We start from the raw sequence: 14,922 nt of genomic DNA on the forward strand, positions 1-14,922 counted from the left end.
CTCATGCTTTTTTTATTGCACGTTTAAACAGCCAAGGAGTGAAATGATTGAGTCTTAGTCAAACTAAAAAATGGACCATTGCAGCTGAGCATGACAGAACCTTAGTAAATAAACTTTCTGCTGAACTGGATCGTTCAGCATTATTTATTCAGCTGTGTCTGAATAGAGGACTGACGTCAAAAGAAGAAATCGAAACCTTTCTTCATCCGGATGAAAGCTGGTTTCATGATCCATATGCGTTATATGATATGGAAAAAGTCATTGAAAGAATCTCTGCAGCTATAGAAAGCGGAGAGTCGATTATGATCTATGGAGATTATGATGCAGATGGAGTAACCAGTACAGCTATCCTTTATGAAACACTTGAAGCAATTGGAGCCAATGTAGAGTATTTTATCCCTAACCGGTTTGTTGAAGGATACGGACCAAACAAAAATGCTTTTGAAAGCTTTCTGGAACAGGGCACAAATTTGATCATTACGGTAGATAATGGAGTAGCTGGGCACGAAGCAATCCATTACATACAGGAAAAGGGTATCGATGTAATTGTAACGGATCATCATGAAATGCCAGATCAATTGCCCGATGCCTATGCGATTATACATCCTAACCATCCAAGTGGTCAGTATCCTTTTAAAGATTTATCAGGTGCCGGAGTGGCTTTAAAAGTTGCGACGGCGCTGTTGGGTGAACTGCCGACAGAATTGCTGGATTTAGCGGCAATTGGAACGGTTGCTGACTTAGTTGCTTTGAAGGACGAAAATAGAGCCATCGTCACATTTGGTCTTAAAGCTATGCAGCAGACACAAAGAGTAGGAATATTGAGTTTGTTTGAAGCTTTATCTGTCTCTTTAAAAGAAATAGATGAAACGACAATCGGCTTCAAAATCGCACCACCTATCAATGCCATCGGTCGACTTGAAAATGCCGGTCCGGTAGTCGAGCTGCTGACGACATTTGATGAGCAAAGAGCAAAAGAAATCGCCGGGTTTTTAGATCAGAAAAATAATGAGCGAAAAGAAATCGTCAAAGACATTACAGCAGAAGCAATGACGATGCTTGCGGAACAAAAAGACTCTCTAGTCCATGTGCTGGCTAAAGAAGGTTGGCATGAAGGCGTATTGGGTATCGTTGCCAGTCGAATTGTCTCTGAGACAGGGAAACCAACTATCGTATTGAACTTGAATCCAGAACTTGGAGAAGCAAAAGGGTCTGGAAGAAGTATACAGGCATTTAATTTATTTGAAGAAGGTAACGCTGTAAGAAATCTATTTAAGCATTTTGGTGGACACCATATGGCTGCTGGAATGACATTGCCCATAGAGAATATTCAGCCGCTAAAAACTGCATTAGAACAAGCGGCAGAAAAAATACAGCAGTCGTCCGACTTTACAGATGAAATAGAAGTAGACGAAAAAGTTGCACTTCAAGATATTTCTTTGAAAGCCATAAACGAAATTGAACAGTTAAAGCCTTTTGGGACAGAAAATCCAAAACCTTTGTTCATGTTTGAAAAAGTATACCCTAAACAATCTAGAGCCATTGGTGCAGATCGCGCACATTTAAAGCTGAATATTGCTCAAGATGATGCTTTGCTGGATGTTATTGCATTTAACTATGGTAAAGCTGCGGAAGCTTTAACTGACCAAACGCGTATTTCGCTCGTAGGAACATTGGAAATCAACGAATGGAACGGCACTAAAAAACCGCAAATGCAAATGGTTGATCTTAAATTCTCAGATGCAGTCATTATCGACAAGCGATCTTCTGACTTGAAAAAATCTGACTTTGCAGTACCGGATGTAACATTTGTATTTTTTGGAGAAAAGCTTTATGAAAAAGCCAATGGTTACGTGCACGATCAATCAGAAGCGATATTGATCAAGGATAAGGAAGCTGCAGAGGCATTTACTGCTCATCAGAGCTACATGCTTGTAGATTGTCCAGAATCTCTTGAACAGTTGGAGCGGACGGTAAAAGGGAACCATCAACAGACCCTATATTGTATGTTCTACACCCCAGATAGTTATTATCTTACGGGACTGCCGAATAGAACTCACTTTTCAAAAGTATACAAATTCTTGGCCAAACACAAATCAATTGATCTTAAAACAAAGGGATCCTTAATGGCTGATTACTTGAAAATCGATAAAAAGTTATTGAAATTCATAATCAGGGTGTTTTTAGATGCCGGATTTGTTACAATAGAAAATGGACTGCTAAAAGTTCGAATGACTGCTGAAAAAGCAGATTTAACAAGTACAGCACAGTATCAGCAAAGAGAACGTAAAATCGAAGTGGAAGAAAAAGTTTTATATAGTTCTTTTAAAGAGCTTGCCGAACTGTTAAGAAGCTTTATTTAAATGAGTGTTACAAACACAAAGGAGTAATGACCATGGATTTGAAAAAGTATGTTGCAGATGTGCCTGATTTTCCGCAAGAAGGCATAACTTTTAGAGATATTTCGCCACTAATGGCTGACGGGAAAGCTTATGGAGAAGCTACACAGAAAATTGTCGAGTATGCAAAAGACAAAGAAGTCGATATGATCGTTGGACCAGAAGCTCGTGGATTTATTGTCGGCTGTCCAGTAGCTTTTGAACTGGGGATTGGGTTTGCACCTTGCCGCAAGAAAGGCAAGCTGCCTAGAGAAACAGTAGAAGTCAATTACGGATTAGAGTATGGTAACGATATACTTCAGCTTCATAAAGATGCTATCCAGCCAGGACAAAAAGTTCTTGTTTGTGATGATTTACTTGCAACAGGCGGAACGATTGCTGCAACAATCGAACTAGTTGAAAAACTGGGTGGAGAAGTTGTCGGAACAGCCTTTTTCATTGAATTAAAAGATTTGAACGGCAGAGATAAAATTAAAAATTATGATATTTTCACTTTAATGGACTATTAAAAATCAAGAGTGTTGTACATGGTGGGACTGATTTCTAAATCATTCTGCCAAGTGCAGCACTCTTTTTATGAACGATTTATCTTTAAATCGAAACATTTTTTTAGTATAATTTACTTACAATTTATAAGGAGTTGTTACGAGTGGAGCAATCCAGAATTTTACCTGAAATCGATCAATCAAAAGGGATGGAGTTTGGTCTTTACACCTTAGGAGATCACTTACCGAATCCGCATACGGGGAAACGGATTTCAGCACAACAAAGAATTAAAGAAATTATTGAAACGGCTGTGTTGGCAGAAGAAGCAGGTCTGGATACTTTTCAGATAGGTGAATCTCATCAAGATTCATTTATCTCCCAAGCCCATATGATTATCTTGTCTGCAATTGCTCAGGCCACAGACAGTATCAAGTTGTCGTCTGGCGCTACTATTATCAGTACTTCAGATCCAGTTCGTGTGTTTGAAGATGCAGCAACCATTGATCTGATTTCAAATGGAAGAATAAAGATCGTAGCCGGCAGAGCCTCTCGTATAGGGCTGTTTGATTTGCTGGGATATGATTTGAATGACTACGAAGGACTTTTTGAAGAAAAATTTGATCTGTTGTTGAAAATCAATGAGAATGAAATCGTGAATTGGAGTGGGGAATACCGTCCGTCTTTAAAAAATGCCCATATCATACCAAGACCGGATCATCCTAAAGGTGGTCTGCCGATCTGGCGAGCAGTCGGCGGATCCTATGCTTCGGCTCAAAAAGCCGGACGAATAGGCGTGCCGATGTATCAAGCGCATTTAGGCGGACCAGCCTCTGAATTTAAAAAGCCGATCGACCTTTATAAAGAGACCGCAAGCGCAGCTGGATATCAGCAAAATGACCTGCGTATCGCAACAGCCGGCTTTTTCTTTACGGATGAGAATAAAATGGATGCCTTTCGAGCTTATTATCCTCATGTAAATGAAGGAATGAAAAGAACAAATGGTCAAGGGTTCCCTAAGCAGGCTTTCGCGCACGGACAAGACTATCGGAGTGTTATCAATGTAGGAGACCCTGAACTGATTATTGAAAAGATTCTTTATCAGCATGAATTGTTCGGACATCATCGTTATATTGCTCAATTAGATTTCGGTGGTGTACCGATGGAAGATATCAAGCGAAATATTCATATTATTGGTGAAAAAATACTTCCAGCCATTAAAAAATATACCAAGAAATAAAGGAGAGATGTAATGAATATCCTGGTTTTATCCGGATCCAATGTAGGGAACAAAACAGCCATTGCTTCTAAATCTGTATTTGACGCAATAAAGAACCGTTACGGAGCTGAACATAACATTCAGTTCATAGATTTAAAAGAAAAAGAGATGCAGTTTAGTGACGGCAGAAACTATCTCGACTATACAGGAGATACAAAAGAAGTCACACAGCAGATCATGGATGCAGATATCCTTTTTTTCGGTACTCCGATTTTTCAGGCATCTATCCCAGCTTCATTGAAGAATCTTTTTGACCTATTGCCTCAGAATGCTTTGAGGAACAAGACTTCCAGTATTCTTACAACTGCAGGATCCAATATGCATTTTTTAGTACCAGAACAGCAGCTTAAACCGATTCTCGGATATATGAAAGCCAATGTAGTACCTAACTATGTATATATATTGGATACGGACTTCGACAAAGACACGATTTATAACGATGATATCCATTTTAGAATACAGAAATTGGTAGAAGATACTTTAATTCTGGCTAGGGCTTATAAAGAAATCCAAAGACAAGAAGAAGAAGCTTACGGATTTTAACAAAAAAGAATCTGCGGCAGTTTGATCATACTGCCGCAGATTCTTTTTTTATTTAATAAATGTGGCTTCTGTATAGAGAAACAACTTTTCCAAGAATGGAGACATCTGAAAGGATGATAGGATCCATCGTGTCATTTTCAGGTTGAAGACGGAAATAACCATCTTCTTTGTAAAATCTCTTGCAGGTTGCTTCGTCTTCGTCTGTCATGGCAATAACGACATCGCCGTTTAGAGCAGTTTCCTGTTTGCGGACGATTACTTGATCGCCGTCCAGGATACCGGCATTTATCATACTGTTTCCGCGAATGGTAAGCATGAATAGATTACCTTTTTCAAGTTCAAGGTCACTGGGAATCGGGAAATAATCAGTCGCTTCTTCAACAGCCAGGATTGGTTCACCGGCAGTTACTACACCCAGCAAAGGAATATGATTCTCAAATTCATCGATACCGATCTTGATCAAGCCTTCTTTAGTAAACTCAATGGCTCTTGGCTTGGAAGGGTCTCTGAGAATAAAGCCGTTTTTTTCCAGTCTGGCTAAGTGGCCGTGTACAGTTGAAGTAGAAGAAAGATCAGTTGCTGATCCAATCTCACGGACTGTAGGCGGATAACCTCGTTTATTTACCTGCTCATAAATATAGCGCAATATTTCTATTTGTTTTTCGCCTTTTCGGCCTCTAGTCGTCATTACGTAACACCTCATCCTTTCAAGATTCATACAAACAGTGATTTGTTAAAAGTGTTCTTGTTTCAAGTTGTCGTTACAGGCTTATATAGTCGTTTACTTTAAAAAAATTATATCATAAACCGAACATTGAATCAAACGAATGTTCGAAAAATATCAGAGAAGAATCCAGTGAAAGTCTGTACAATCGAGATTAGAAACAGAAGTGCTCAGTTTTCAGACTTTTAATCATTTCAAAGAGCGTGTATACTGAATAAACAAAGAATATAGGAGGAATAGAATGCTGCCAAAAGACCAATTAGATCGAATTAATGCACTCGTTCGCAAAGAAAGAAGCGAAGGTTTGACAGATGCCGAAAAGGCAGAACAAAAAGATTTGAGGGAAAAATATATCAAAGCTTTCCGTTCAGGAATGAGAACACATATTGAAGGAATGAAGGTCGTTGACCCCGAAGGAAAAGATGTTACACCAGAAAAACTGAAGCAAATTCAAAAGGATAAAGGCATTCACGATAGATAGCCTGATTTTTTATTGTACTGATTTATGCCGAGGAGAGTGTTATTTATGAAAGCGTTGAAAAAAATCGGCATAAATAGTACAATGACCTAGAGCTTTACTATTTTTAAAAATAGAAAGGAATGAATTTTTTGTTTGATAAAACTGATCAAATGGCTGTAGATACAATTCGAACTCTGAGTATCGACGGCGTTCAGAAAGCCAATTCCGGACATCCTGGATTACCAATGGGGGCTGCTCCAATGGCGTATACTTTGTGGACTCGCCACTTGAATGCCAATCCCAAAAATTCAAAATGGTTCAACCGTGACCGTTTCATCTTATCAGCGGGACATGGATCTATGTTGTTATACAGTCTTCTGCACTTATCAGGATATGACGTGACAATAGAAGATTTGAAAAACTTCCGTCAATTTAACAGCCGTACTCCCGGACATCCTGAAGTTCATATTACAGATGGTGTCGAAGCGACAACTGGTCCATTAGGACAAGGTGTTGCAAATGCTGTTGGTATGGCAATGGCTGAAGCTCATTTAGCAGCGACATACAATAAAGACGATTATAACCTTGTAGATCACTATACTTATGCTCTTTGCGGCGACGGTGATTTAATGGAAGGTGTTTCTCAAGAAGCGGCTTCTTTAGCAGGTCACCTGCAGTTAGGTAAATTGATTATGCTTTATGATTCAAACGATATTTCTTTAGATGGTCCCACTTCAATGGCATTCACTGAAGATGTCGGTAAACGTTTTGAAGCATATGGCTGGGAACATATCTTAGTTGAAGATGGCAATGATCTGGAAGCGATCGATCAAGCTATTACAGCAGCTAAACAAACAACGGACAAACCTACATTGATTGAAATCAAAACCATTATCGGTTTTGGTGCACCTAACGCTGGAACACATACTGTTCATGGCGCTCCGCTTGGAACAGAAGGCGTAACAGCTACTAAGGAAGCGTATGGCTGGGAAGGAGAAGATTTCTTCGTACCAGAAGCAGTTGCTGCTCGATTCAAAGAATATATGGTTGAAAAAGGAAGCAAAGCTGAAGAAGAATGGAACAACTTGCTGGACAGCTATAAATCTGCTCATGCAGAATCAGCAGAAAAATTTGAATTAGCATTAAGCGGGGAGCTTCCAGAAGATTGGGATAGAAATCTTCCAGTTTATACTGAAGGCGACAAAGCTGCAGCAACCAGAGCAACAAGCGGAGAAGTGTTAAATGCATTGTCTCAATCTATTCCGAATCTATGGGGAGGTTCAGCAGACTTATCTGGATCTAATAACACCATGATGAAAGAACAGACAGACTTCCAGCCAGGACAATATGCAGGAAGAAACATCTGGTATGGTGTGCGAGAATTTGCGATGACAGCTGCCTTAAACGGTATCCTTCTTCATGGAGGAACAAAATCGTATGTGGGAACATTCTTTGTCTTCAGTGATTATTTACGTCCAGCAGTTCGTTTAGCAGCCCTTTCTGAGATTCCGGCTATTTATGTACTGACACATGATTCGATTGCGGTTGGTGAAGATGGACCGACTCACGAACCGGTTGAACAATTATCAAGTTTCCGCGGTATGCACAATCTTTCAGTCATCAGACCTGCTGATGGAAATGAAGTCGCAGCTGCTTGGGAAATTGCCTTGAAATCTACTGACAGACCTACAATGTTAGTACTGACACGTCAAGGACTGCCTGTGTTGCCGAACTCTGCTTCCCTAGCAAGAGAACAGGTGAAAAAAGGTGCCTATGTCATTTCTCCTGCAGATAAAGAAACTCCAGAAGGCATCCTGATTGCTACAGGATCTGAAGTATCATTAGCGATCGAAGCTCAAAAAGCGCTGAAAGAACAAGGGAAAGATGTTTCTGTAGTCTCTATGCCGAGTCAAGATCTATTTGAACAGCAATCCAAAGAGTATAAAGAATCAGTATTACCTGCCGATGTATTAAGTCGTGTAACCATTGAAATGGGCTCTTCCTTCGGATGGGACCGTTATGCTGGACCTAAAGGCGCAATGCTTTCCATCGATAAATTCGGTGCTAGCGGCAATGGTACTGAAGTAGTGAAACAATACGGCTTTACAAAAGATAATATTGTTAAAACTTATTTATCACTAGGTTAATTTATTTAACAAAAACTGAATTTATATAATCAGTGAGTCTTTCTCTAAGCTTACAGAGTCAAAAATCCTTATAAGGATTTTTGACTCTTGTGCTGGAAAAAGACTCGCTGTTTTTATCGCTTTTGAGAAATGTTTACAAAACGGTCAGTTTAGGTTTATTTTTTGTAGAAATTTGTGTAAAATAATCGAGTGAGTAATTAGAATTAGTACGTCTGTTTATTTAATAGGCTATTTAATCATTGATTCTATATTAACCAGTAATTTAGAGAGGAGTGAAACAATGCCTACATTCGGTTGGATTATTTTAGTAATTGTAGCGCTTATCGGCGGCTTAGTCGGTGGATTCTTTATTTCAAGAAAATACATGATGGATTATTTTGAAAAAAATCCGCCAATCGATGAAAATATGCTTCGCATGATGATGCTGCAAATGGGACAGAAGCCATCTGAAAGAAAAATCAATCAAATGATGAGTCAGATGAAGTCTCAACAAAGAAAGAAAAATAATGATAAAAAGAAATAGTATGATTTGACTACTCTAATGATTTGGTCAATACCTAAAAAAAGCAAACGGGCATGATTGATTGCCCGTTATCTTTTTATACAAAAATGACACCGTGTCATAATTAGTTATATTTCATTATACTGTTATATTAAAAAATACTGTTATATTAAAAAGGAGAATCAAATAATGGGTATATTCAAACGATTGAGTTGGTTTTTCCTTAGAGAGAAAAAGTCCTATATCATTGGTGTTGCTTCGCTGATCATCGTAGCCTTGCTGCAACTGATTCCGCCAAGGATTATTGGAATCGTCGTAGATGAGATCGCTACAGATAGAATTACAGCACAGTCTCTTATTTTCTGGTTGGCTATCTTAGTCATTTCTGCACTCGGTCAGTACTTTTTCAGATATCTTTGGAGGATGAAAATCTGGGGTAACGCGGCAAAATTAGAGCAAACAATGAGAGAGAAATTATATAAACATTTTACTAATATGGATAATCAGTTTTTTCAGAAATATCGTGCAGGAGATTTAATGGCACATGCAACAAATGACCTAAGAGGATTGCGTATGGTAGCCGGTGGCGGGATTCTTACGCTGGCTGATGCCATCAGTGTCGGATTAACGACTTTAATAGCCATGATGATCGTTGTCGATGTTAAACTGACTCTGATAGCCGTCATTCCTTTACCGCTGCTGGCTTTGACCTCACGAGTTCTCGGTCAAAAGCTTCACATGCGATTCAGAGATGCACAAGCAGCGTTTTCACAATTAAATGATAAAGTTCAGGAAAGTATTCAAGGTATTAAAGTATTGAAAACATTCGGACAAGCAAAAGAAGATATTGAAGAATTTGAAGGTCAGACGGATAATGTTGTGGCTAAGAACCGATTGGTATATAAAATCGATTCTCTTTTTGATCCAGCTATTACTTTTATTATGGGGATATCTTACTTTCTAACAATTCTTGTCGGTGGTTTGCTGATAACAGATGGAGATATTTCAATTGGTGATCTTGTCACCTTTATTAGTTATATCGGGATGCTGGTTTGGCCGATGTTTGCAATTGGCCGCCTGTTCAATATTATTGAACGAGGTGCAGCAAGTTATGATCGAATCGAAAATCTACTAAAAGAAAAGTCTTCAATTATTGAAAGAGAAAAGGCATCAACTCGACCTGTACACGGAAACCTGGAATTTGATATCCAAAGATTCAAGTATCCGGATGAAGAAGTTGTAACGCTTCATGATGTAAACTTCACTATCAAAGCAGGTCACACGTTAGGGATCGTAGGTAAAACCGGCGCTGGTAAGACATCGATCTTAAAGCTGCTGCTTAGAGAGTTTGATCATTATAAGGGAACCATCAAGTATGGTGGTCTGGACATTCGAGAGTATACTTTAGATGCTTTACTAAAGCATATTGGATACGTCCCGCAGGATAACTATCTTTTCTCTACAACGATCAGAGATAATATTCGTTTTGCAGATCCTTCGCTTCCACAAGAAGTTGTCGAAGAAGCTGCAAGACTTGCTGATATTCACGAGGATATCTTAGAGTTGCCGGATGGATATGATACTCAAGTCGGTGAAAGAGGAGTCTCGCTTTCTGGAGGGCAGAAACAGAGGATTTCTATTGCCAGATCGATTATCACAAATCCTGAACTGATGATTTTGGACGATTCGCTTTCAGCAGTTGATGCGAAAACTGAAGAAAGTATCCTATCCGGATTAAAAGAAAAACGTCAGAATCAGACAACAATTATCGCAGCCCATCGTATCAGTTCTGTTATGCATGCTGAAGAAATCATTGCTGTCGAAAACGGAACGATAGTGGAACGGGGTACGCATGAAGAACTGCTGCAACTCGGCGGCTGGTATAAAGATATGTATCAACAGCAGCAACTAGAGCAAAAACTGGAAGGAGCCGAATAAGATGGAACAAACCGTATCTCGAGATCGAACGATTCCTTTCAAAAAGCAAATGCATATATTGAAAAGAATAGTAAAATATGCACATCCTTATAGAAAGCAATTTGCTGCTGCAGTCGTTCTCAGTATATTACTGGCGATCATCAATGCAATACTGCCTAGAATCATTCAAATCTTTATCGATGATCATTTAACACCGGGTGGCGTCACGCTTGGAACGATTGTGTTTTTTGCTTCTCTGCATTTTGGAGTGACATTGCTCAGAATGGTCGTCTGGTACTTTGAATTATATATATTCAATATGGCTTCTGAACGTACAGTTAAACACATTCGTGAAAGTTTGTATAAAAAACTGCACAGTCTGGGAATGAGATTCTTTGATCAGACCTCGACAGGTTGGATCATTACACGTGCTACGAATGATACAGAAGCAATGAAAGACTTCTGGAATGTATTTCTGACCATTATGCAAGGTGTTTTTGGTGTAGTGATTTCTCTAGGAGCGATGTTTGCACTCGATGCTTCTGTAGCAATCTGGATTTTGTTATTTGCACCGATTTTACTGGTTATTATTAGGTTTTATCAGGTTTACAGCTCCAAAACTTATGGAGAAATGAAATCTAAGTTAAGTTCGCTGAACACGAAGTTAGCAGAGACCATTAATGGGATGTCGATCATTCAACAATTCAGGCAGGAAAAAAGATTGCAGAAAGAATTTGAAGAAACCAATCAATCTTATTTTGATTCTAGGTACTCAATGGTTAGAATTAATGCAATCTTGTTGAGCCCTGTTATTAACTTCCTATACGCAATGGCGGTCGTGCTGATTCTTGCTATCTTCGGAGTTGAAGCTTTAAACAGTCCAGTCGAAGTAGGGGTCGTCTATCTTTTTACTACGTATGCCAATAACTTTTTCAGACCCTTGACAAGTTTGATGGATAGTTTGAGTTTATTCCAAGACGGTATTGTATCGAGCAGTCGTATTCTTACGGTAATGGACAACGAAGAATATGCACCTGCTCAGAAAGAAATACAAGGTGCAGAAATTGTATCTGGAAAAATCGAATTTAAAAATGTAACCTTCTCTTATGATGGTAAGTCGGATGTATTGAAAGATATCAGCTTTACCGTCAACCCTGGACAAACAATCGCACTTGTCGGACATACAGGAAGCGGTAAGTCTTCTATTATTAACGTACTCATGCGGTTCTACGATTTCCAGAAAGGAGAAGTCTTGATTGACGGACGTTCTATCAAAGATTTTCCAATGCGCGAACTGCGTAAGAAAACTGGATTAGTTCTGCAGGATCCGTTTTTATTCTACGGAACGATCAAAGACAATATTCGAATAAAAAATGATACCATTCAAGATCATGAGATTATTAAAGCAGCAGAGTTTGTTCAAGCGGATCATTTTATTGAGGATCTGCCAGGAGAGTACGATGCCAAAGTTGTTGAACGAGGGGCGAGCTTCTCAAGCGGACAGAAACAGTTGATTTCATTTGCCAGCACAATCGTCCGGGACCCGAAAATCCTTATTCTCGACGAAGCAACTGCTAATATCGATACGGAGACAGAAACGCTGATTCAAGAAGGATTAAATAGAATGCGTACTGGCCGTACGACGGTGGCAATCGCACATAGACTTTCTACGATCCGTGACGCAGACCAGATTCTTGTCCTTGACAAAGGGCGCATCATTGAAAGAGGAACCCATGATGAACTAATTGCCAGCGGAGGCAAGTACAAGGATATGTATGAATTGCAGAATATCGGATTGCAAACAACCTGATGAATTAAAAATAAAAAGGGATGAGACCGCAGCTGGCCTCATCCCTTTTTAATTGAGTAGGATTATTTTTTTACAGATATCTGATCCAGTTCTTCAAAAGACTGTTGAATTTTATCAGAATAATATTGATTTATATCATCGACACCTTCAAGTTTTCTTTCAACATAGAATGGATCGCCGATTTTGACAACGGCTTTCTTTCTTTTGAAAATATCTTTAATCGTATAAGGACCTTCATAGACAACAGGAACAATAGGACGCTTGCTCATTCTGGCGATTGTCACAGCGCCGCCTTTCAGCTCTTGAGAGTGGCGTGTTCCGGTTGGGAAAATCACAAGACTCAACTTATTTTCTTTTAATATTTTTATAGGCTTCTTAATAGCGCTCGGTTTTGGGTTGTCCCGGTCTACTGGAAAAGCATTCAGATTTGAAATAAACCATCCAAATAGTTTGTGATTGAACAATTCTTTTTTAGCCATAAAACAAAATTGTCTGGGACTGGCTGCCAGTGCTATGAATACCGGATCAATCAGTGAACGATGCGGTGCGATCAATACGTATGTTTCATCTTTAGGGAGTTTATCTCTGTTGATATAGGTGGGCTTACCATTGAAAATATAGAGGAGTATGCGAACGAATCCTCTTACAAAAGTAAAAAACACTTTTTACACTTCCTTTACCTTTTCTTTGAACTACATAATTATGATGCATTCTAAATCAAGAAGCAAGTTTTTTATAAAAAGTTTGCTATTTGTACAAATAGTATGTATAATGATTAACGGTGTAAAAACACTAATTTCACACTTTATTGGATGTATCAAATGGTGCTCTAAAGCCATGGAGTGTTTGATACAAATGAAAATAAAGGAAGAAAAAAACCAATATGGAGGAATGTACAAATGGCAGTAGTATCAATGAAACAACTATTAGAATCAGGCGTTCACTTTGGTCACCAGACACGTCGCTGGAATCCTAAAATGAAACGTTATATCTTTACAGAAAGAAACGGCATCTACATCATCGACTTGCAAAAAACAGTTCGTATGATCGATCAAGCGTACAACTATGTTCGCGAAATCGCTGAAGATGGTGGAACAGTTCTTTTTGTAGGAACTAAAAAACAAGCACAAGATGCAATCAAAGAAGAAGCAATCAGAGCTGGCGCTTACTACATCAACCACCGTTGGTTGGGTGGAACGCTGACTAACTGGGATACAATCCAAAAACGTATTACTCGTTTGAAAGAATTAGAAAAAATGGAAGAAGATGGTACTTTTGAAGTTCTTCCTAAAAAAGAAGTAGGAATCCTGCTTAAAGAACGTGACCGTCTTGAAAAATTCTTAGGCGGAATCAAAGATATGCCTAAGCGTCCGGACGTATTATTCGTAGTAGATCCTCGTAAAGAGCATATCGCTGTTAAAGAAGCACAAAAATTGAATATCCCAATCGTTGCTATGGTAGATACCAACTGCGACCCAGACGAAATCGATGTAATCATCCCTTCAAATGACGACGCGATCCGTGCTGTTAAATTATTAACTAAAACAATGGCAGACGCTGTTATTGAAGGAAACCAAGGAGAAGAAGGATTTGAAGAAGAAGTAAAATCCGACTCACTTGATGAAATTGTTGAAGTTGTAGAAGGCGACAACGAGTAATTTAAATTATTCCAATAAAGAGCAGTTACATTTCGATTAGGAGGAATTACATTGGCAAACATTAAGGCAGCACAAGTAAAAGAGTTGCGCGACAAAACAGGCGTTGGAATGATGGACGCTAAAAAAGCACTTGTAGAAACAGATGGAGATTTAGATGCAGCAATTGACTACCTGCGTGAAAAAGGTGTATCTAAAGCAGCTAAAAAAGCAGACCGTATTGCGGCTGAAGGATTAGCAAACGTTTATTCTGCAGGAAATTCTGCAGCAATTGCAGAAATCAACTCTGAAACAGACTTCGTATCTAAAAATGAAAAGTTCCAAAACCTAGTTAAAAACGTTACGAAAACAATCGTTGAGAACAAACCGGCATCAGTTGAAGAAGCTCTGGAAACTGAAATGGACGGAGAGACAATCAACTCTGTAATCACTGAAGCAACTCAGACAATCGGTGAAAAAATCACTTTGCGTCGTTTTGCAGTTTTAGAGAAAACAGACGGTCAAGTGTTCGGAGACTACGAGCACATGGGTGGACGCATCACTGTTTTAACTTTAGTTGAAGGAACAGATAACGAAGAAGTTGCGCGTAATGTTGCAATGCATATCGCAGCGATCAATCCTAAATACATCACTCGTGATGAAGTACCTCAAGAAACACGCGACCACGAATTGAGTGTATTGAAAGAACAAGCTAAAAACGAAGGTAAACCTGAGAACATCGTAGAGAAAATGGTTCAAGGTAGACTAAACAAATGGTTGGCAGAAATCAGTCTTGTAGATCAACCATACGTTAAAGATTCAGATAAAACAGTTGGCCAATATTTGAAAGAAAATGGCGCAGCGATCAAATCTTTCATCCGTTATGAAGTTGGAGAAGGAATTGAAAAACGTTCTGAAGACTTCGCGGCTGAAGTTCAAAGCCAGTTAGGCAACAAGTAAGAGTAGTCTTTAAATCAGGTAGGAGCGTTGATTTTCGCGTTCCTGCCTTTTTTAGAGCCTGATA

The 14,922-nt window shown here is 39.0% G+C and carries 13 protein-coding genes; 11 read left to right on the top strand and 2 right to left on the bottom strand.

What is annotated here, in order from left to right:
- Positions 1-47: 47 nt before the first annotated feature.
- The 4 genes from recJ (at position 48) to B6F02_RS05445 (ending at position 4,704) form a co-directional block, all read left to right on the top strand.
- Positions 48-2,363, top strand: a complete 2,316-nt coding sequence (gene recJ, locus B6F02_RS05430; protein ID WP_080146356.1) for a single-stranded-DNA-specific exonuclease RecJ — start codon at positions 48-50, stop codon at positions 2,361-2,363.
- Between the two features lie 32 nt (positions 2,364-2,395).
- Positions 2,396-2,908 (top strand): adenine phosphoribosyltransferase, encoded by a 513-nt coding sequence (locus B6F02_RS05435; RefSeq protein ID WP_080146357.1) that lies wholly within the window; start codon positions 2,396-2,398, stop codon positions 2,906-2,908.
- 185 nt (positions 2,909-3,093) lie between these two features.
- The gene (locus B6F02_RS05440; protein ID WP_143745302.1) at positions 3,094-4,122 is read left to right on the top strand and encodes an LLM class flavin-dependent oxidoreductase; all 1,029 of its coding nucleotides are present in this window, start codon (positions 3,094-3,096) and stop codon (positions 4,120-4,122) included.
- Between the two features lie 12 nt (positions 4,123-4,134).
- Positions 4,135-4,704 carry an NADPH-dependent FMN reductase gene (locus B6F02_RS05445; RefSeq protein WP_080146359.1) on the top strand — a complete coding sequence of 190 codons (570 nt, stop codon included), beginning with the start codon at positions 4,135-4,137 and terminating at the stop codon, positions 4,702-4,704.
- Between the two features lie 52 nt (positions 4,705-4,756).
- Here the strand turns inward: B6F02_RS05445 and lexA are convergent, their stop codons facing one another.
- Positions 4,757-5,392: a transcriptional repressor LexA gene (lexA, locus tag B6F02_RS05450; RefSeq protein WP_080146360.1), complete on the bottom strand. Its 636-nt coding sequence runs from the start codon at positions 5,390-5,392 to the stop codon at positions 4,757-4,759.
- 277 nt (positions 5,393-5,669) lie between these two features.
- Between lexA and B6F02_RS05455 the strand changes: the two genes are divergently transcribed.
- The 5 genes from B6F02_RS05455 to B6F02_RS05475 all read left to right on the top strand — a co-directional run bounded on the left by B6F02_RS05455 (position 5,670) and on the right by B6F02_RS05475 (position 12,264).
- Complete coding sequence (locus B6F02_RS05455; RefSeq protein WP_080146361.1) at positions 5,670-5,909, top strand: DUF896 domain-containing protein; 240 nt, start codon at positions 5,670-5,672, stop codon at positions 5,907-5,909.
- A 128-nt stretch (positions 5,910-6,037) separates the two neighbouring features.
- The gene (gene tkt / locus B6F02_RS05460; protein WP_080146362.1) at positions 6,038-8,035 is read left to right on the top strand and encodes a transketolase; all 1,998 of its coding nucleotides are present in this window, start codon (positions 6,038-6,040) and stop codon (positions 8,033-8,035) included.
- A 280-nt stretch (positions 8,036-8,315) separates the two neighbouring features.
- A complete protein-coding gene (locus B6F02_RS05465; protein ID WP_080146363.1) occupies positions 8,316-8,558 on the top strand; it encodes a YneF family protein in 243 nt (80 codons plus the stop codon).
- 168 nt (positions 8,559-8,726) lie between these two features.
- Positions 8,727-10,475: an ABC transporter ATP-binding protein gene (locus B6F02_RS05470; protein WP_080146364.1), complete on the top strand. Its 1,749-nt coding sequence runs from the start codon at positions 8,727-8,729 to the stop codon at positions 10,473-10,475.
- Between the two features lies 1 nt (position 10,476).
- Positions 10,477-12,264, top strand: a complete 1,788-nt coding sequence (locus B6F02_RS05475) for an ABC transporter ATP-binding protein (RefSeq protein ID WP_080146365.1) — start codon at positions 10,477-10,479, stop codon at positions 12,262-12,264.
- Between the two features lie 62 nt (positions 12,265-12,326).
- On the opposite strand, the gene B6F02_RS05480 is transcribed toward B6F02_RS05475, so the two are convergent.
- The gene (locus B6F02_RS05480) at positions 12,327-12,926 is read right to left on the bottom strand and encodes a lysophospholipid acyltransferase family protein (protein ID WP_080146366.1); all 600 of its coding nucleotides are present in this window, start codon (positions 12,924-12,926) and stop codon (positions 12,327-12,329) included.
- 237 nt (positions 12,927-13,163) lie between these two features.
- Here B6F02_RS05480 and rpsB point away from each other — a divergent pair, with 237 nt between their 5' ends.
- Both rpsB and tsf read left to right on the top strand, forming a co-directional pair.
- Complete coding sequence (gene rpsB / locus B6F02_RS05485) at positions 13,164-13,922, top strand: 30S ribosomal protein S2 (protein ID WP_080146367.1); 759 nt, start codon at positions 13,164-13,166, stop codon at positions 13,920-13,922.
- A gap of 51 nt (positions 13,923-13,973) precedes the next feature.
- Positions 13,974-14,858, top strand: coding sequence for a translation elongation factor Ts (gene tsf / locus B6F02_RS05490; RefSeq protein WP_080146368.1), 885 nt, complete (start codon positions 13,974-13,976; stop codon positions 14,856-14,858).
- Positions 14,859-14,922: the final 64 nt, after the last annotated feature.

It is taken from the genome of Marinilactibacillus piezotolerans (assembly GCF_900169305.1).
GTDB classification, from domain to species: Bacteria; Bacillota; Bacilli; order Lactobacillales; family Carnobacteriaceae_A; genus Marinilactibacillus; species Marinilactibacillus piezotolerans_A.

Coding starts and splice junctions, on each gene's coding strand:
- B6F02_RS05465 (WP_080146363.1), top strand. CDS start 8,316: ATGCCTACATTCGGTTGGATTATTTTAGTAATTGTAGCGCTTATCGGC.
- B6F02_RS05475 (WP_080146365.1), top strand. CDS start 10,477: ATGGAACAAACCGTATCTCGAGATCGAACGATTCCTTTCAAAAAGCAA.
- B6F02_RS05435 (WP_080146357.1), top strand. CDS start 2,396: ATGGATTTGAAAAAGTATGTTGCAGATGTGCCTGATTTTCCGCAAGAA.
- rpsB (WP_080146367.1), top strand. CDS start 13,164: ATGGCAGTAGTATCAATGAAACAACTATTAGAATCAGGCGTTCACTTT.
- B6F02_RS05440 (WP_143745302.1), top strand. CDS start 3,094: ATGGAGTTTGGTCTTTACACCTTAGGAGATCACTTACCGAATCCGCAT.
- B6F02_RS05445 (WP_080146359.1), top strand. CDS start 4,135: ATGAATATCCTGGTTTTATCCGGATCCAATGTAGGGAACAAAACAGCC.
- B6F02_RS05455 (WP_080146361.1), top strand. CDS start 5,670: ATGCTGCCAAAAGACCAATTAGATCGAATTAATGCACTCGTTCGCAAA.
- lexA (WP_080146360.1), bottom strand. CDS start 5,392: ATGACGACTAGAGGCCGAAAAGGCGAAAAACAAATAGAAATATTGCGC.
- B6F02_RS05470 (WP_080146364.1), top strand. CDS start 8,727: ATGGGTATATTCAAACGATTGAGTTGGTTTTTCCTTAGAGAGAAAAAG.